Source organism: Gammaproteobacteria bacterium (assembly GCA_009838035.1).
GTDB lineage: Bacteria > Pseudomonadota > Gammaproteobacteria > Steroidobacterales > Foliamicaceae > Foliamicus.
Genome location: VXSK01000002.1, coordinates 204,371 through 221,053 on the forward strand (window position 1 = coordinate 204,371; position 16,683 = coordinate 221,053).

The 16,683-nt window shown below is 66.5% G+C and carries 15 protein-coding genes; 6 read left to right on the plus strand and 9 right to left on the minus strand.

Going from position 1 to position 16,683, the window contains the following annotated elements; genetic code table 11:
* Positions 1 to 5 precede the first annotated feature (5 nt).
* Entirely contained in the window at positions 6 to 1,979 is a 1,974-nt protein-coding gene (locus F4Y72_00940; GenBank protein MXZ26853.1) for an NAD(P)-binding protein, read from the minus strand.
* Between the two features lie 69 nt (positions 1,980 to 2,048).
* Here F4Y72_00940 and F4Y72_00945 point away from each other — a divergent pair, with 69 nt between their 5' ends.
* Entirely contained in the window at positions 2,049 to 4,736 is a 2,688-nt protein-coding gene (locus F4Y72_00945; GenBank protein MXZ26854.1) for a hypothetical protein, read from the plus strand.
* Complete coding sequence (locus tag F4Y72_00950; GenBank protein MXZ26855.1) at positions 4,733 to 8,035, plus strand: AAA family ATPase; 3,303 nt, start codon at positions 4,733 to 4,735, stop codon at positions 8,033 to 8,035. The genes F4Y72_00945 and F4Y72_00950 overlap by 4 nt, the downstream gene beginning before the upstream one ends.
* Before the next feature lie 17 nt (positions 8,036 to 8,052).
* On the opposite strand, the gene F4Y72_00955 is transcribed toward F4Y72_00950, so the two are convergent.
* The 8 genes from F4Y72_00955 to gspG all read right to left on the minus strand — a co-directional run bounded on the left by F4Y72_00955 (position 8,053) and on the right by gspG (position 13,142).
* The gene (locus F4Y72_00955; GenBank protein ID MXZ26856.1) at positions 8,053 to 8,412 is read right to left on the minus strand and encodes a hypothetical protein; all 360 of its coding nucleotides are present in this window, start codon (positions 8,410 to 8,412) and stop codon (positions 8,053 to 8,055) included.
* 94 nt (positions 8,413 to 8,506) lie between these two features.
* Entirely contained in the window at positions 8,507 to 8,989 is a 483-nt protein-coding gene (locus F4Y72_00960) for a type II secretion system protein M (protein MXZ26857.1), read from the minus strand.
* The gene (locus F4Y72_00965; protein MXZ26858.1) at positions 8,973 to 10,196 is read right to left on the minus strand and encodes a hypothetical protein; all 1,224 of its coding nucleotides are present in this window, start codon (positions 10,194 to 10,196) and stop codon (positions 8,973 to 8,975) included. The genes F4Y72_00960 and F4Y72_00965 overlap by 17 nt, the downstream gene beginning before the upstream one ends.
* A 22-nt stretch (positions 10,197 to 10,218) precedes the next feature.
* Positions 10,219 to 11,169: a general secretion pathway protein GspK gene (locus F4Y72_00970; GenBank protein MXZ26859.1), complete on the minus strand. Its 951-nt coding sequence runs from the start codon at positions 11,167 to 11,169 to the stop codon at positions 10,219 to 10,221.
* A complete protein-coding gene (gene gspJ, locus F4Y72_00975; protein MXZ26860.1) occupies positions 11,166 to 11,780 on the minus strand; it encodes a type II secretion system protein GspJ in 615 nt (204 codons plus the stop codon). The genes F4Y72_00970 and gspJ overlap by 4 nt, the downstream gene beginning before the upstream one ends.
* On the minus strand, positions 11,777 to 12,328 hold the full coding sequence (gene gspI, locus F4Y72_00980) for a type II secretion system protein GspI (GenBank protein ID MXZ26861.1): 552 nt from the start codon (positions 12,326 to 12,328) through the stop codon (positions 11,777 to 11,779). Before gspI ends, gspJ begins: the two co-directional genes overlap by 4 nt.
* Positions 12,148 to 12,774, minus strand: coding sequence for a type II secretion system protein GspH (gene gspH / locus F4Y72_00985; protein MXZ26862.1), 627 nt, complete (start codon positions 12,772 to 12,774; stop codon positions 12,148 to 12,150). The genes gspI and gspH overlap by 181 nt, the downstream gene beginning before the upstream one ends.
* Positions 12,681 to 13,142, minus strand: coding sequence for a type II secretion system protein GspG (gene gspG, locus F4Y72_00990; protein ID MXZ26863.1), 462 nt, complete (start codon positions 13,140 to 13,142; stop codon positions 12,681 to 12,683). The genes gspH and gspG overlap by 94 nt, the downstream gene beginning before the upstream one ends.
* A 72-nt stretch (positions 13,143 to 13,214) precedes the next feature.
* Here gspG and F4Y72_00995 point away from each other — a divergent pair, with 72 nt between their 5' ends.
* The 4 genes from F4Y72_00995 to mltG all read left to right on the plus strand — a co-directional run bounded on the left by F4Y72_00995 (position 13,215) and on the right by mltG (position 16,672).
* Positions 13,215 to 13,946, plus strand: coding sequence for an SDR family oxidoreductase (locus F4Y72_00995; GenBank protein MXZ26864.1), 732 nt, complete (start codon positions 13,215 to 13,217; stop codon positions 13,944 to 13,946).
* A 119-nt stretch (positions 13,947 to 14,065) separates the two neighbouring features.
* Positions 14,066 to 14,305 (plus strand): acyl carrier protein, encoded by a 240-nt coding sequence (gene acpP, locus F4Y72_01000; GenBank protein ID MXZ26865.1) that lies wholly within the window; start codon positions 14,066 to 14,068, stop codon positions 14,303 to 14,305.
* Positions 14,306 to 14,384: 79 nt separating this feature from the next.
* On the plus strand, positions 14,385 to 15,629 hold the full coding sequence (gene fabF / locus F4Y72_01005; GenBank protein ID MXZ26866.1) for a beta-ketoacyl-ACP synthase II: 1,245 nt from the start codon (positions 14,385 to 14,387) through the stop codon (positions 15,627 to 15,629).
* A complete protein-coding gene (gene mltG / locus F4Y72_01010; protein MXZ26867.1) occupies positions 15,629 to 16,672 on the plus strand; it encodes an endolytic transglycosylase MltG in 1,044 nt (347 codons plus the stop codon). Before fabF ends, mltG begins: the two co-directional genes overlap by 1 nt.
* The last annotated feature ends 11 nt before the right edge of the window (positions 16,673 to 16,683 follow it).

Below are 16,683 nucleotides of genomic sequence, written 5' to 3' on the forward strand. Positions count from 1 at the left end.
CCGGGCTAGAGGGAGCGGCCGAGGGCGTGGCCGTCGGTGGTGGCGGCGAGCAGCGTGCGCGGCATGTCGCAATCGCCGACGCAAACCACTTCGACGCCTTTCGCCTTCAGCGGCGCGGCCAGTTCGTCGTTGGGCGCGCGGCTGCCGGACCAGGTCAGCATCGCCAGGTCGTCGATATCCCGCAGCGAACCGTTGAGGACATTGCGGCAACTGACGCGGCCTTCATCCAGCGCGGAATCGGCATGGATGTCCGAAAGCAGCACGACCTCCACGTTCGGCATGCCGTACAGGCGCCGGTAGATGCCCTGACGCGTCACCAGGCCAACATCGCTGGCCAGACGCTCCCGGGGCGTGACGATCACAAGCCGCGCGAAACGCTCCGCCAGCAGTTCCGCTGCCGAGTAGGTCGCCAGCGTATGGTCCTGGTCCCATAACACGGCCGTGCCGTCTATCGTTTCCTCGGGACGCTCCAGCATTTCCCGGCTGACCTCGCGGATATCGAATACGAAATCGCGCCATTCCTCAGGCCAGCCGTGCGGCCACAGCATCGTCGCGCCGCCTGCCAGGACCACCACGTCCGGCTCGCACTGCAGCACGTCGTCCACTCCCGCCTGGATCCCGAGGTGAACTGTTGCACCGGCTTTTGCGGCGGCCATTTCCTGGTAGTCGTAGACACTGCTTACGTTCTCTCCGCCGGGTAATTGGGCATGCAGGTACGCCTTGCCGCCGGGCCGCTCCGATGAGCCGAAAACGGTGACTTCATGTCCCCGGGCGGCAGCCACCCAACCGGTCTCCAGGCCCGCGGGACCGGCGCCCGCGACCACGACGCGCCGCTTGCGCCTGGCCGGCTGCGGCCAGTAGTCCACCTCGTCGGGCTGCGAAAGGCGGGGGTTGTTGTCGCAGAGGATCGGCTTGCGCTCGACGATCGTGGCCCAGCAGGTATTGCAGGACACGCAGTAGCGGATCTCGGACTGCCGGCCTTCGGCGGATTTCTTAACCCAGGCCGCGTCGGTTACCAGCGGCCGCCCAAGCGCCACCATCTGCGCCTTTCCCGCGGCCAGTATGCCCTCCGCTTCCGCCGGGTCGGTAATCAGACCCAGGGCCATGAGCGGCACGCCTGGCGCGTTGGCCGCGATCTCCGCGTGCTCCTGGACATACGGGGCGCGCGGGTAGCTCATGTCCGGAATGTGCGTCTCCAGCGTATGGGAATGCGAACCGTCGCAATAGACCAGGTAATGAAAGCCGCCGGTCTCCGCCAGGCGCGCGGTGATGCGCGCGGACTCGGGATGATCGATGCCTCCCGGAATCCCGTCAGTGCCCGGCAGTTTTAATCCTATTATGAAATTATTCTTACAACTACTTGTTATTACTTCTATTAGTTCCCTCAATAATCGTGTTCTTCCCTCCACGTCGCCACCGTACTCGTCGTCGCGTATGTTGGCCGCCGGCGACAGGAACTGGTGAAACAGGTGGCCATGTCCGGCGGAAAGTTCGACCCCGCTGAAACCCGCCTCCTCCAGGCGGCGCGCGCCCTTGCCGAAGTGTTCGATGGCCTCGTGAATGCGGTGCACAGGCATTTCCCTGGGCATGGTCCAGCTCAGGTCATCGGGCAGCGCCGAGGGCGCCCACGCCTGATGCGACCGGCCCGCCTCGCGGTGACCGCGGCCGGAATCCTGAAACTGCCCCAGAAGGCGGCAACCCTTGCTTTCCACGCTGTCCGCCCAGCGGGACAGGGCATCGAGAGTGTTCGGTTGGAACAGGGCAGGGCGGTGCGACCGGTCGTGCCAGGGCAGCACGTTCAGTGGCTCGGTGACGATCAATCCCGTTCCGCCCGCTGCGCGGTTGGCGTGATAGCGCACAAGGCGGGGATCGATGTCCTGGTTCTGCGTGTAACGCGTGCTCATCGACGCGTGGACCACGCGATTGCGCACGGTTCTCCCGGCCAGCGTGATCGGTTCAAGCAGAAGCGGATATTCCATTCGCCCAGGACGGATTGGCAATTGAGCGAGCGTACCTTAACCTTTAGGCAGAGCTTGTAAACCGACAGTTTGAGCACGCCTTCCTACCAGCAGATTCTCGAACAGGACCTTTTCCCCGCGCTGCGGGAGGGCGCACTGGTCGTGACCGCCACCGGCAGGCTGGCGCGGAGGATACGCTTCCGCTACGGCCAGTGGCGCCGCGCCGCGAACGCAACCGTCTGGCGGCGGCCGGCCGTAATGTCCTGGCAGGAATGGGTGCGCCAGTTGTGGGAAGATTCGCTGCTGCGCGGCGGCATAGCCGGCGATTTCACATTGCTGTCGTCCCACGGATCGCTGATGCTCTGGGAGCAGGCGGTCGGGAAGAATGCGGTGGCCGGCTTCGACCTGGAGCAGAACGCGGAACTGGCCCGTAGGAGCTGGAACCTGGCGCTTGAATACGGGCTGAACCTCGAGCGCCTGCGCAGCGAGGTGGACGGGGAAGACGAGCGCCGCTTCGCCCGTTGGGTCGCGCGCTTCGAGGAACTGCGCCGATCGGGAAGCTGGCTGGAGCCCGCGGGACTCCCGCCACTCCTGACCCAGGATCTGCAGAGCGGCGCGATTGCCGCTCGCGGGCCGCTGCATCTGCTCGGGTTCAACGATCCGCTGCCGACGCCGCAATCCGAATTGCTTGAGACCGTACGCTCCGCTGGCATCTCCGTGGAAACAGGCCCGGCAGCGCCCAGGGCGGCAAACGTATGCCAGATCCAATACGAAAACGGCGACGAGGAACTGCAGGCCGCGGCAAGCTGGGCCGTGGAAGGCAACGCCGGCCTGGTGCTTGTCGATTTCACCGATCGTGCCCCCCGGGCGCGCCGGGCGCTGCTGGACCGGATGCAGCCCGCATGGCAGACGCGAGGATTTCCACAGGATGCTCCGCTGAACTCCGCCGAAGCGCCATCGCTGGGACATGCAGGACCGGCGGAAATGGCCCTCGACGCGCTCTGCCTGTTGCCGACCGTAGTGGATTTCGAGGTGGTCAGCCGGGTGCTGCGCGGCGCATACCTTCATGGTTCGGACGCGGAAGCCGGCAGCCGCGCACGCGTGGAGCGGCGGATAAGGGAGAGACTGGTCGGGGGCGAGATTACCCGCGCGCAACTGATGGCGCGCACCCTGTCGGGCGCGCCACTGCTCGCCCAGGAACTGCAGAAAGCATGGAAGGCTTCCAGAAAGGCCCGCGGAAAGGGCAGGGCGCACTCCTACCGCACCTGGGCCGGAGTATTCACGACCTTTCTGCGCGAACTGGGCTGGCCAGGCGACCGGCCGCTGGTCAGCAGCGAGCAGCAGGCGGTGGAAGCCTTCGGCCGCTTGCTTTCGGAGTACGGCGGCTGCGACGCCATTTCCGCAAGGCCCGTCCCGCTCGCCGCAGCGCTCTCGCGCCTGGGCACGATGGCCCGGGACCGCAAGTTCCAGCCCCAGGGTCCCGACCAGGCCGTGGAACTCCTGCCGGTCGAGGAGTCGGCCGGTTTGCACTTCGATCGATTATGGGTGGCGGGCGCGGGCGCCAACCTGTGGCCACGAGGAATCCGGCCGGCGCCCCTGCTTCCTCTTGGATTGCAACGGCGCATGAAGATGCCCCAGGCAAGCGCGCAGTCGGCGCTGGACCAGGCCCGCCGGCAAACGCAAGCATTGCTGCACAGCGCCGACGAAGTGGTGTTCAGTTGGTCGAAGGTTGCGGAAGAAGGCGTGGAGACAAGCTGCAGTCCACTCATTGCCCAGGTTCCCCTGCGCGACCCTTCAAGCGTGGAGGAGGCGGTTGCGGGCCCTGCTTACGTCGAAGTCGTTCGCGCCGGCGCCTCGCTGGAGACACTCAGGGACGATGCTGCGCCTCCGCTCCAGCCGGATGAAGAGGTCGGCGGCGGTACGCGGCTGATGGATCATCAACTCAGGAACCCGTTTCGCGCATTTGCAGAGCATCGACTGTACGCGGCCGAGTACCCAAGACCGTGGGACGGAATCAGTCCGCTGGACCGCGGGGACATCGTGCACAAGCTCTTGTGCCGGCTCTATACCGAGTTCGGGGACGCCGCGTCGCTGGCGGAGGCCTTGCCCGACCTGGAGCCCAGCCTCCAGGAATGGGCGGCGCAAATCCCCCGCAAGGAACCGCCGGGAATCCGGCCGCTCGTGCTGGGGCTGCTGCGGATGGAACGCGAGCGGGCCGTGCTGCTTGCGCTGGACTGGGTCCGTCGCGACCTCGAGCGCGGCGAATTCAGCGTCCGGGAACTGGAGGAACTGGCACAACTGGACCTGGGACCTGTCACGCTGCGAATGAGGCTGGACCGGGTCGATCAACCGGGGGCCGACGCGGGGGCGCTGGTGCTGGATTACAAGACCGGGCGGGAAATACCGCTTTCGGGGCTCAACCCGGAGCGTCTGCGGTCCAGCCAGCTTCCGGCATACGCGCTGGTCACGCCAGACGTGTCCGGTGTCGGCTACGTATTCCTTTCCGGAAGACAGCGAGCGGTGAAGGGCATATGCGACCCGAGCGCCGATATTCCGGGCAAGGAGAAGCTGCCGAAGCTGACACCCATTTCGAAGCACCGCGATTTCAGGCATTACGCGAACTGGGAAAGCGTCCTGGCGGCCTGGCGCGAAGCACTGGAAAAAGCGGCGATGGACCTGAGCCGGGGCGATGCGCGCGTCGAGATTTTTTCCTGGGATGACGGCGGTCGCGGACAGTACCAGGTACTGAGCCGTATCCAGGAGCTGGAGCAGGCATGACCGCGCCCGGAGACCAGGCGGTCCGCGAACGGGCGCTGCACCCGGAGCGCTCGTTCATCGTGCAGGCGCCGGCCGGCTCCGGCAAGACCGAGATTCTGGTCCAGCGCTACCTGAGACTGCTGGCGCGGGAGGCCGAGCCCGACGCGGTGCTGGCGATCACCTTCACGCGCAAGGCGGCCGCTGAAATGCGCGAGCGCGTGGCCCGCAGCCTCCGGGAGGCCGCTTCGGACAACAAGGACGTTCCGCCTCACCGCCAACGGAGCCTCGAGCTTGCGAGGCGCGTGCTTGTACAGTCCCGCAAGCGCGGCTGGGACCTTCCGGACAATCCCGCGCGCCTGCGCATCATTACCATCGACTCGCTCGGTTCGTGGCTGGCGGCGAGTTCCCCGGTGTCCAGCGGCGGCGGAGCGCTGGGCAACCTGCGCGCCGACGCAGTGCCTCTATACGAAACGGCCGCCCGCATGTTGCTGCAAGATGGCATCCGGATTGGGGACGAGGATGTGCAGACCCTGCTTCGCCACCTGGACGGCAGCGGGCAGCAATTCACCGAACTGGTCGCGGGAATGCTGGCCAAGCGCGAACAGTGGCTGCCGTTGCTGGGAGCGGGGGACAACGCAGCGGCGCTCAATGCGGCGCTGCGCAATCTCGCAGGCCGCGAAATCGGCCGCATGCTTCAATGCCTGGGGAGATTTTGCGGAGAATTCGAGAAGGCCTTTGCCGATTACTGGGTAACCGACGATGAGCCGGACGACCCCGCCAACCCCGATGCGCTTTCCGGATGGGGCCGCGCGGCGAACGACCTGCTCACGCTGAAGAACGAATGGCGCGTGCGGTTCAAGAAGCAGCTCGGCGAAAAACTGGAACAAGCGCTCAGAGGGTCCGGCGAGTTACAGGAACGATTGTCCCGCCTCAGGATTCTCGAGTCGCCTGGTTACGAAGCGGCCCGTCTGCAACTGGTGCAGTCGGTTATGCGCGTGTTGCGCGGCGCTTTTGCGCAGTTGAAGGTGCTGTTTGCGCAGCGCAGGGAAACCGACTACACGGAAGTCAGCCAGGCGGCGCTCAAGGCCCTGGGCCACGGCGACCGACCGTCGCTGCTGGCCGAACGCCTGGATACGCGGCTGCGCCACATCCTGGTCGACGAGTTCCAGGACACCTCGCGCACCCAGCTCGACCTGCTCCAGCAGATGACCCGCGAGTGGCAGGACGGCGACGGCCGCACCGTGTTCATGGTCGGCGACCCCATGCAGTCCATATATGGGTTCCGGGAGGCCGACGTACGCGGCTACCTCAGGGTGTGCGAACAGGGATTGGCAGCCCTGCGGCCCGAACTGCTCCGGTTGACCGTGAACTTCCGTTCCACGCCCGGGCTGGTGGACTGGTTCAATATGGTTTTCCCCAGGGTCTTCCCTGCCGAGGGCGACATGCTGCTGGGCACCGTGGCCTATACGCCCTGCAAGCCGGCGCCCGGGGCAAGGCCCGCGTCCGAGGCGAAGCACGGAAATGCCGATGCACGTCTTCACTACTTCCGCAAGGGGGATCACGAGTCCGAGGTGGCGATCGTCGAGCAAATCGTCCGAACCACGCTCAAGGACCGTCCCGACGGGACCATCGGAATCCTGGTCCGCAGCCGAACCCACGGAGAGGAGGTGAGTAACGCGCTGGGCAGGACCGGCATCGCGGTCAACCGCACCGAGTTCGAGCGCCGCAAGCGCTTCAGCGTGGTACAGGACCTGGCCGCGATTGCCCGCGCCCTGGCGCAACTGTCCGACCGCATCGCCTGGCTGGCGGTCCTGCGCGCACCGTGGTGCGGACTTTCGCTCAAGGATTTGCACGCGCTTTGCCACGATGCCCCGCGCGAAACGATCTGGGACCTGCTGCGGGACGCCGCGCGCGTCGGCCGCCTCAGTCGTGATGGGCGCGACCGCCTGGCCCGCGTCGTCCCGGTGCTCGAACGGGCGCTGCGCCTGCGCGGGCAACTGGACTTTCGAAGCTGGGTGGAAGGAACCTGGCTGGCTCTGGGCGGTCCCGCGGGCAACAGCGACGAGAATTGCCTGCGTCATGCGGCCGAGTTTCTCGACAGTCTCGCCGAAACCAGCCAGGGAAGTCAGATCGACAACGCGGTTGCCCGCACGCTCAAACTCACCGACGAATTCGTGTCCAACCCGGAGACCGGCGCGCGCGTGCAGATCCTGACCATGCACAAGGCCAAGGGCCTGGAGTTCGACACCGTGATCCTGCCGGGGCTGGGACGGGACATTCGCGGCGGACGCGCGCCGGTGCTGCGCTGGTGGCAGCCGCCGCCCGGCGAGAACTGGTTGCCGGCGGAGCAGGGCGCCGCAACCCTGCTGGCCGTGCCCCCGTCACGGCGAAGACAGGACAGCGACGCCGTGTACGAATACCTGGACAAACTGGAGAAGGCCCGTGAGAATGCCGAGCGCAGGAGGCTCCTGTACGTGGCGGCGACGCGTGCGCGCACCCGCCTGCATCTGCTGGTGGGCCTGGTCCGGGACGAGGAGTCGCAGGGCCCGGGGGAGTTCAGGCCCTCGGCGCGGACCATGGCCGCCGACCTTGCGGAGGCTCTCAGGGAACTCTTCGAGCGGGAAGCTCCCGGGGAACTCCCCGCAAAGCGCAGGAGCGCGAGGAAACGGCGATTGGTGAAACCGGAGATCCAGCGCGTGCCCGACGGCTGGGCGCCGCCAGAACCTCCGGCGCCGATGATCGCACCCAGCCCGGAGGCAACCCGGTCCCCTTCATACGTCTGGGCCGGCGAACGGGCGCGGGTGCTGGGCCTGGCGGTCCACCGCTGGCTTCAGGAAATCGCCGAAGAAGGACCCGGCGCCTGGTCACGCGAGCGCCTGGGAGAGCAGCGTTCGCGCACGCGGCGAATGCTTCAGTTCCACGGCGTGCCGGCGGACGAATTGGAATCGCTGTCGGCGGACGTTGAAACCGCACTGCTCAACACGCTGGAAGACGAAACGGGCCGCTGGACGCTTGAGCTTCACGACGATGCCGCCAGCGAACTGCCTCTGTCCCTGCAGGAAGACGGCCGAACGCGCAGCCTGATCCTCGACCGGAGCTTCGTGCACGAGGGCGAGCGCTGGATCGTGGACTACAAGACTTCGCGCCACGAGGGCGGCGACCTGGATGCCTTCCTGGATGAGGAGGAGCGCCGTTACGCCCCGCAACTCGAGCGCTACCGTCTCGCCATGCAGGCGCGCGAAAGCCGGCCCATCCGCACCGCGCTCTACTTCCCCTGGCACAGCGCCTTCCGCGAAGTCACCCCCGAACCCGGCGCGTAACCTCGGGCCAACAGACCCTAGTAGTTCACGTCTTCCTTTCTTCCGTCAGCGTGGTTAAGGGTCCACGGACCTTGAGGTTTACCACTGACCAGCGCACCACGCCCCGCCTGGACTTTGCCGGACCAGGTGAACAACAGCTCCCCCTCGCCGTCGGCCACATTCCCGGCGCATTCCCCCGACCAGGACGCGGTCATTCCCTCCTGGAGGAAGGCGTTCCAGACGAAGCAGCCGGGGTGGCTTTCCAGTTCCATCCAGCACTGCGATCGAGGCGGCTTGCCCGCGCAGGTGTCGACCACGTCGATCTGCTGCGTTGTCGCGCAAGCCGTCAGAAGCAATACGGCGGCAAGTACGCCAATCAGTCGAATCCCGCAATTCATGATTCTTCTCCCTTCCTGTTCTTGTCGTGCTCTTACAGTCCCGATCAGAGGCTTGCCACGCCTGTGTTCGTCTCGATTCTGTCCAGTTCCGGCTTCAATCGCTGCGTTCGAGTACCAGGCTGACCTGGGTGATACCGGGAGCCGAGCCGCGCTCGATGTCGGCGCTGACGGTGCGGATGCCTTCCTGGACCGCCAGGCCCGCCAGCCAGGCGCTGACTTGAGGAAACGGCGCATCGCGCAGACGCAGGCGGACCCGCGATTCGCCGTCGGCCGCGCCTTCTTCGAGAAAGCCGCTCAGGCCGGCGTCGCGGACCGAACGGTTGACCAGGAGCAGCAGCGAGGCGTCCGATCGGGGGCGCGGCGCCGGCAGAGCCGCCAACCGGCTGCCCACGCGATCCAGCCGTTCCAGCAACGCTGTCTCCGCTGCGCGCCTCTGCTTGTAGCTCTCGGCCCGGTCAAGCAGCGGACCGACGGCCGCGAAATACCAGATCGCGGCAAGCGCCATCACCGCCAGCGCCGCGAGCAGAACCTGCTCTCGGGCCGATCGCGCGCGCCAGAGTTCAGCGATCGCGACCATCGCGAATATTCAGTTCACCCGTGACCGATCCGTTGGATTCAGGCACGGCGGTCTGAATCAGCACGGAATGGCCGCTGGAAATCAGGCTTCGACGAACCCGGTCGAGCGTTTCCTCGTCCGCGGCCGCCAATCGCGCCTGGGCGGAGTCGTTCCCGTAGTTCAGGCCGAGCAAGCGGGTGCCGCTGCCGCCGGCGCGTTCCAGGGACTGCAGCAGCCGCAGAAACCCGTCGCTGTCGGCCGCTGCGGAAAGATCGGCCGAAGCGACTCGGCGCCTGAACTCGCCCCTGAGATCGGCCGACGCTCCCGCATCCGGCATCATCTGCCGAAGCCGCGCTTCCACGGTTCCGGCAAGCGCCTGGTATTCCCTTTGCGCGCGCCAGCCGTCCATGGCCAGGTAGCCCGTAAACAAAAGAGCCACAACAAGCAGGCCGGTAGCAACGCCCCTCAGCCGGCGGGCCCGGTCGTCGCGGCGGCGGAACTCACCCTGCAAGAGGTTCACGGCGCCGCCGGACATCGACTCCGCGGCCAGTTGCGGCATCACGCCCTGTTCCAGCAGCCGGAGCTCCACGTCCCGTCCGTTCAGGCTTGCCATTGCTTCCTGCGCCACGCCTTGCAATGCGGGCTCGCAATAGATCACCAACCGGAACGGAACGGCCTCGTCGCCGGCATGCTCCGCGCACGCGATATCAACAAGGCCCGCAAGCTCGCTGGGCTGGGCCGATATCACTTGCCCGCCGCCGTCCCGCAACAGCAGCGCATCCTCCTCCAGCAGAGCTGCGGCGGCGTTGGGAAGCCGGGGCAGGGCGTCGCCTTCGCCGTAAACGGCGAACGGCAGCAGTCCCGCTGCTTCCAATCGTGCGAGAAGACTTTCAAGCCGTTGCCGTTCCACGGCCGCCACTTCCAGTTGGTCGCCGTCCGCGGGTCCGACCGCAAAATGCAGGTCCTCCACGTCGCCCGCAATCCGGTCCTCCAGCGCGTATCTCGCGCCCCTGACCGCCGACCGTCGCCCGCGCGCGGGCAGGTCCATACGAGCCCGAAACACTTCGCGCGCCGGGATCAGAAGGACGACCTTGCGCGCCTCGGCCAGTTCGGCGGCCTGCTCCAGATCCCCTTCGCCGCGATGCGCCAGAGGTGCGCCATGGGCGTCCACCGCCTGCCAGGAGGCCCCGCCTTCCGCGTCGCCGATTCGTATTACGAGATATTCCATCCGCTCGAGGACTTTTACGCCACTATTCTTCCACCGGCGCCAACCAGGCTTCGGGCGGCAATCCCTGCCGGCGCGCGCGGACCTGATTGAGGCCGCGATCCAGCAGGCTGCTCAGGTAGAAACGCGTGCCGTCGGCGTTCACGGCCACGCGCAGCGCGAACCAGTTGCTGGACAATGAAACCCGCTCGGCCATCCGGGAGGGGAGGGCGGCCTGCACTTCGCCCAGGTCCGTCATGCCGCCTGCGAGCTGCCGCTCACGCCAGCTGTGTACCTGGGCCCGGTCCGGGTATTCCGCAAGCGACAGCAGCACTTCCTCGGTCGCCGTGTTCACGTTGACGGGAACCGGCGGCCCGGTTATCGGCAAGGCCGTGACATGCGGCGAGAGCAGGCGCCAGGTTTCAGCGTCTACGCCCTCTACCGCCAACAGTTCCGAAACGTCCTCCATCGGACGGTTCGGGGCCTGATAGGGCGGGAAAAGCCGCGTGTAGGCCTCGTCTTCGGCGCCTCCCGCGGGCTGCGGCAGATTGTCGGCGTCCATCCAGTCCAGCGCCTTCAGGGCAATCGTCTCATCCAGTCCCAGCACGCCTAGCAGGCGTCGAAACTGGTCGACCGCGATCATGTCCGGCGTTCCCTGCCGGGTGACCAGGTTGTTCAGGTTGAACCGCCCCTGCATATCTTCTATTGTCCCCCGAATCCGCATCGGCCCTACGCTCATGTCGCGGATGCCGCGGAACCAGGGCTCGCCGTAATGGTCCGTATCGCTGTCGAGCGCGTCGCGGGCCATGATCTCGGCCGCCAGTTCCTCGATTCCCAGGGCAACAAGGCGTGCCTGCGTGCCGCCCAGGAGGGCCCGGGACGCCTGCGTTTCAAGCTGCAGGGCAAACATTCGGGCGGCGGCCAGAACGCCGGCCAGGCTCACGATGAGCAGCGCCGAAATCAGCGCCAGCCCCTTCTGGGAGCGGTCCGAGTTCACCGGCCCACCTCGATCAGGCGTGAAACGGTTCCGATACCCGGCGCCACAACCGTAAGCCGGACACCGGCCGGCAAGGTCTCAACGGAGAACTCGCCGGGTGGAGGCCAGAAATCCGTCCACGCGGCCTGCGCCGCTACCGGCCCGGGCAGAAACTCCACCCGGAATTCCTCCACTTCCGCCAGCAGCACCTCGCCCGCGGCCTGGGTGGCCCCGATCCGGTCCAGCACCGGCCAGTATTCGCGCAGCAGGCGCCCGTCGATCAACCGGTAACGCACCCGTTGCAACTCGGCGCGCGGCAACAGTCCCGGATTCAGCCACCCGCCGCGGGTGAAGGTCAGTTCGTCCGTGCCGAGTGCCTGTAATGCCGGCTCATGGTCCTGGCCGAGGATGCCGCGCACCGGACGCGCCCGCAACTGGGCGAAATCGTTTTCCATCAACCGCACGGCGCGCTGCACAGCGTGCCAGCGCTGTTGCTGCCCGTCCAGCCGTTCCGACTGCCTGACCGCCTCCCCGAGCCCGCCGAAAGCCAGCGTCGCCATCACGGCGAAGATGGCCAGGGCCACGAGCAACTCGATCAGCGTGAACCCGCGCCGGCGGGGGCGGCCGCTCATAGTCCTGCTTCCGCTTTGTTCCGTACCCGCACCACACCCCTGGCCGCCGCCAGGACCGGGGCGTTGCGTTCCGGGCCGACCCGCACTTCCACGTCGCGCAGGGTCTCGGCAGCCGACTGCCGAACCCGGTACTCGACCCACCAGACGCGCCCGCCGATCTCTTCCTCGCGGCGCGCCTGACCGCTCGGAAGGTCTCCGGCCAGCCGCAGGGCCGTCAGCGCGTCCGCGGCCGCCCACTGCGCCAGCGTGCGAACACGCAGTTGCTCGGCGGTCCGGGCCGATTGACCGGTAGCGGCGAATGCGGCGCTCAGGCCCAGGGCGACGACCGCCAGCGCCACCAGCACTTCGAGCAGCGTGAATCCTCTTTTCACAGGCCTTCCAATTCGAATTGGCCGGAAGAACCGAAGCGCATCGTAGCGCCCACTTCCCGAGTGCCGACCAGCCGCAACGTAAACGGCGTGAACTCGCCTTCGGGCAGAAGCAGGATCTGCGGCGCGGATTCGGCGACCCCGAACGCGAGCGCCACCGCTCGGCCGTCGATACGCAATTCGAAGCGCATCGGCTGCGGCCAGGTGTGGGCCGCAAACGCGCCCCTTGGGGACAATGGTGTCCAGACGAAACCGGGGCCGGATTCGTCGTCCGGCTCCCGCGGAACCAGTTCAAGATAGGAATAGCCTTCCCGGCGGAACTTCAGCCCCAGCACTCTTCCCTGCAGGCGGCTCTCTTCCGTGGCCAACTGCAGGGTGGCGGCCAGCCTGCGCGCCTCCCGCGTTACCGGGCTGCCGGCAGCGCCGGCCGACAGCGCGGCCAGGCCGGTCAGCAGCGCGATCAGCGCCAGCACGACCAGGATTTCGATCAGCGTAAAACCAAGCTCCGCCGACGTGGCGTCCCGGGATGCCGTCACGGCTGCCGGTCGAGATTCCAGTTGCCGATGTCCGCGTCCTGACCCTCGCCGCCTTCCTGTCCGTCGCGTCCCAGGGTGTAGACATCCAATTCTCCGCGGCGGCCCGGGCTGGCGTAGAGATAGGGGCGATTCCAGGGGTCCAGCGGCAGGCGGCGCATATAGCCGCCTGCCGGCCAGCGAACGTCGGGATCATTGGGCCGTTCCACCAGCGCCTCCAGCCCCTCCGCGTTGGTGGGGTAGCGGAAATTGTCCAGCCGGAATATGTCCAGCGCCGCCTCTATCGTCTGGATATCGGCCCGGGCCCGGGTGATACGCGCATCATCGACGCGGCCCACGTAAACGCCTGTCGCGATCGCGGCCAGGATGCCGATGATGGCCAGCACCACCAGCAGTTCCATGAGCGTAAAACCGCGGGAGCGCCGGGCGGATTCCTGTCTGCCGAAAAAATCGCGCTTCATCCGGCAATCATGCCAGAGCGGAAATAAGGGCGCTATCGCCTATAATTTTTCTGCGTGTCCGACGATACGAACCTGTTTTCCCTGAGCGGAGAGATCGCCCTGGTCACGGGCGCGACGCGCGGCATCGGCGCCGAAATCGCAAGGCAGTTCCGGGCTGCCGGAGCCGATGTGATCGGAACCGCGACCACGGCGGAGGGCGCAGCCGTAATTGCCGACCGCCTGGGTGGCGGCGATGCGGGAAAGGTGCTTGACGTGGCGTCCGACGAGAGCGTTCAGGCGCTGATGAAAGAACTGGCCGGGCGCCTTCCGACCATCCTGGTGAACAACGCGGGCATCGTCCGCGACAACCTGCTGCTGAGGATGAAGCCGGAAGACTGGCAGGACGTCGTCAACACCAATCTCAACTCGGCCTACCGCCTATGCAAGGGCTGTCTGCGCGGCATGCTGAAGGCGCGGCGCGGGCGCATCATCAACCTCTCTTCCGTGGTGGGCGCAGCCGGAGCGGCAGGACAGGCCAACTACGCGGCGGCCAAGGCGGGACTGCTGGGCTTCACCCGCGCGCTGGCGCTCGAAGTGGCCGGCCGCGGCATCACCGTCAACGCCATCGCGCCGGGCTATATCGAAACCGACATGACGGCGGGAGTGACGTCCGAGCGAAAGGACGCGATCGTCACGCAGATTCCGGCCGGACGCGCCGGTTCGCCGCTGGACGTGGCCGGGGCGGCCGTCTATCTTGCGTCGCCCGCGGCGGCCTACGTCACCGGCACCGTGCTGCACGTGAACGGCGGAATGTGGATGGGCTGATACCCGAACCAGGCCGATCGGGACTTCACGGGCAAATGCCCGTCGGGGCGGGTATTCCGTTAGAATACGCGCTTCGGCATTACTGTCGGCTTCGCCCGGCTCCCAGGGGAATTGGATCTATGAGCAATGTTGAACAACAGATCAAAGCGATCATCGCCGAGCAGCTTGGCGTGTCCGAATCCAGCATCACGAACGAATCCTCGTTCGTGGATGACCTGGGCGCCGATTCGCTGGACACCGTGGAATTGGTGATGGCGCTTGAGGAAGAGTTCGAAACCGAGATCCCCGACGAAAACGCCGAGCAGATTACTACCGTTCAGGAAGCGATCGACTTCATTTCCGCCCGCCTGGAGGAATAGCCGAGCCGGCGCGGCCGGACCAGAGTGCTGACAGCACCAGCGTAATTTCCGGCACGCCTGGCCGCCTGGAGTAATTCTCATGAAAGGACGTCGCGTAGTCGTGACGGGCGCGGGAGCGATTACTCCCGTGGGCAACGATCCCGAGACCTCATGGCAGTCGGTCCTCGGGGGGAAGAGCGGCATCACGGCCCATGAGGAACTACCCAATATCGGGGCATTCCCCTCGCGAATCGCAGGACTGATCCGCGATTTCGATCCTACCGAATACATGGAGCGTCGCGAGGTCCGGCGTTTCGATGCATTCAACCACTACGGCGTCGCGGCCGGAATCCAGGCGTTGCGCTCTTCGGGGCTCGTGATCGACGATTCGAACGCCGACCGGGTAAGCGTCTACGTGGGCTCCGGCATAGGCGGCATCCGCACCATCGAAGCCTCGCATGAGCGCTACGCCGAGCAGAACAATCCTCGGCGCATTTCACCTTTCCTGGTTCCCGGCATTATCGTGAACATGCCCGCCGGCCTGCTTTCGATACAGATCGGCGCCCGCGGCCCCAACATTGCGACGGCCACCGCCTGCTCCACGTCCACGCATTCGATCGGTCTGGGGGCGCGGTCCATCGCCTACGGCGAATCCGATGCCTGTCTCGCCGGTGGCGCCGAGCACTGCATCGCCTACCTGGGCATCGGCGGCTTCTCCTCGGCCCGCGCGCTGTCGCTGCGCAACGACGAACCGGAACGCGCCAGCCGGCCCTGGGACCGGGATCGGGACGGTTTCGTGCTCGCCAGCGGCGCCGTGTGCCTGATGCTGGAAGAGTTCGAGCATGCACGGGCACGCGACGCGGAAATACTCGCCGAAGTCATCGGTTTCGGGATGAGCAGCGACGCATATCACATCACGGCACCGGCGGAAGACGGCGCGGGCGGGGCCGCCTGCATGCGCGCGGCGCTCAAGGATGCGGACCTCGAGCCCGGGGAGGTGGACTACATCAACGCCCACGCCACCTCCACGCCGCTGGGCGACCTGGTCGAGACCATCGCCATCAAGGACGTTTTCGGCGACCATGCCGCGCGCGTGGCCGTCAGTTCGACCAAGTCGATGACCGGCCACCTGCTGGGCGCAGCCGGCGCGCTGGAGGCACTGTATTCGATCCTGGCGATCCGCGACGGCGCGGTTCCTCCCACCATCAACCTGGACAATCCAGATGAAGGCTGCGACCTTGACTTCGTACCCGGCACGGCGCGCGACATGCGCGTGCGGGTGAGCATGAGCAACTCCTTCGGGTTCGGCGGCACCAACGGTTGCCTGGTCTTCCGCGAGGTCTGATGACCCGCAACGCCAAGACGGTGGTTGCCGGGCTGGCCGCGGCGGCCCTGCTCGCGCTTGCAGGACTGTATTCCGCGCGGCTTGCGCTGGAGAACCCCCTCGCTGCCGGTTCCGCCGATCGAACCGTGATCGTCGAACCCGGCGACTCACTGAATGCGGTGGCCGCACGGCTTGAGGAGCGGAAGATCCTGGAGCGGCCGTGGCTGTTCAAACTGGCGGCCTACGTGACGGGAACATCGGCGCGCATACAGGCAGGCGAATACCAGGTCGGGGCCGGTGACACCCATCGCCTGCTCATCGATCGCATGGTTCGCGGCGAGGTCGTTCAGCACTACTTCACCATCATCGAAGGCTGGACCGTGCGCGAACTTCTTCGGGCTCTACCTGCCGCAAAGCCGCTCGTTTCCACCTTGCAGTCGCAGGACGCGGAAGGCCTGGCCGGAGAACTGGCGCTTGGACATGGTAACGCCGAGGGATGGTTCTACCCGGATACCTACGCTTATACGCGCGGCGAAACCGACGCCGATGTGCTTCTGCGGGCCCACGCGCTGATGCAGGACCGATTGCAGGCGGCCTGGGCGGAGCGCGTTGCCGGAATGCCCCTGGGCGATCCATACGAAGCATTGATTCTGGCGTCCATCATCGAGCGCGAGACCGGGATCGACGCCGAGCGCCCCGTCATCGCCGGCGTGCTCACCCGGCGACTGGAGCTGCGCATGCGCCTTCAGGTAGACCCCACCGTGATCTACGGAATCGGCGAGTCCTACGCCGGCGACATCACCCGCGCCCACTTGCGCGAAGACACGCCGTACAACAGCTATACGCGCTACGGACTGCCGCCCACGCCCATCTCGCTGCCCGGCGAGCCGTCCCTTCAGGCGGCCGTGCAGCCGCAGCCGGGCGAATTCCTGTACTACGTGGCGTCGGCGGACCTCGACGGCAGCCACGTATTCAACGAAACGCTGGACGGACACAACGCCGCGGTCGCAATGCTCGTGCGCAGCCAGCGCGCGCGCAACGGCGGAAACGCGCCGCTCGAATGATGCCGCCCCGA

Coding starts and splice junctions, on each gene's coding strand:
- F4Y72_00940 (MXZ26853.1), bottom strand. CDS start 1,979: ATGGAATATCCGCTTCTGCTTGAACCGATCACGCTGGCCGGGAGAACC.
- F4Y72_00950 (MXZ26855.1), top strand. CDS start 4,733: ATGACCGCGCCCGGAGACCAGGCGGTCCGCGAACGGGCGCTGCACCCG.
- F4Y72_00960 (MXZ26857.1), bottom strand. CDS start 8,989: ATGGTCGCGATCGCTGAACTCTGGCGCGCGCGATCGGCCCGAGAGCAG.
- acpP (MXZ26865.1), top strand. CDS start 14,066: ATGAGCAATGTTGAACAACAGATCAAAGCGATCATCGCCGAGCAGCTT.
- gspJ (MXZ26860.1), bottom strand. CDS start 11,780: ATGAGCGGCCGCCCCCGCCGGCGCGGGTTCACGCTGATCGAGTTGCTC.
- fabF (MXZ26866.1), top strand. CDS start 14,385: ATGAAAGGACGTCGCGTAGTCGTGACGGGCGCGGGAGCGATTACTCCC.
- gspG (MXZ26863.1), bottom strand. CDS start 13,142: ATGAAGCGCGATTTTTTCGGCAGACAGGAATCCGCCCGGCGCTCCCGC.
- F4Y72_00955 (MXZ26856.1), bottom strand. CDS start 8,412: ATGAATTGCGGGATTCGACTGATTGGCGTACTTGCCGCCGTATTGCTT.
- F4Y72_00965 (MXZ26858.1), bottom strand. CDS start 10,196: ATGGAATATCTCGTAATACGAATCGGCGACGCGGAAGGCGGGGCCTCC.
- mltG (MXZ26867.1), top strand. CDS start 15,629: ATGACCCGCAACGCCAAGACGGTGGTTGCCGGGCTGGCCGCGGCGGCC.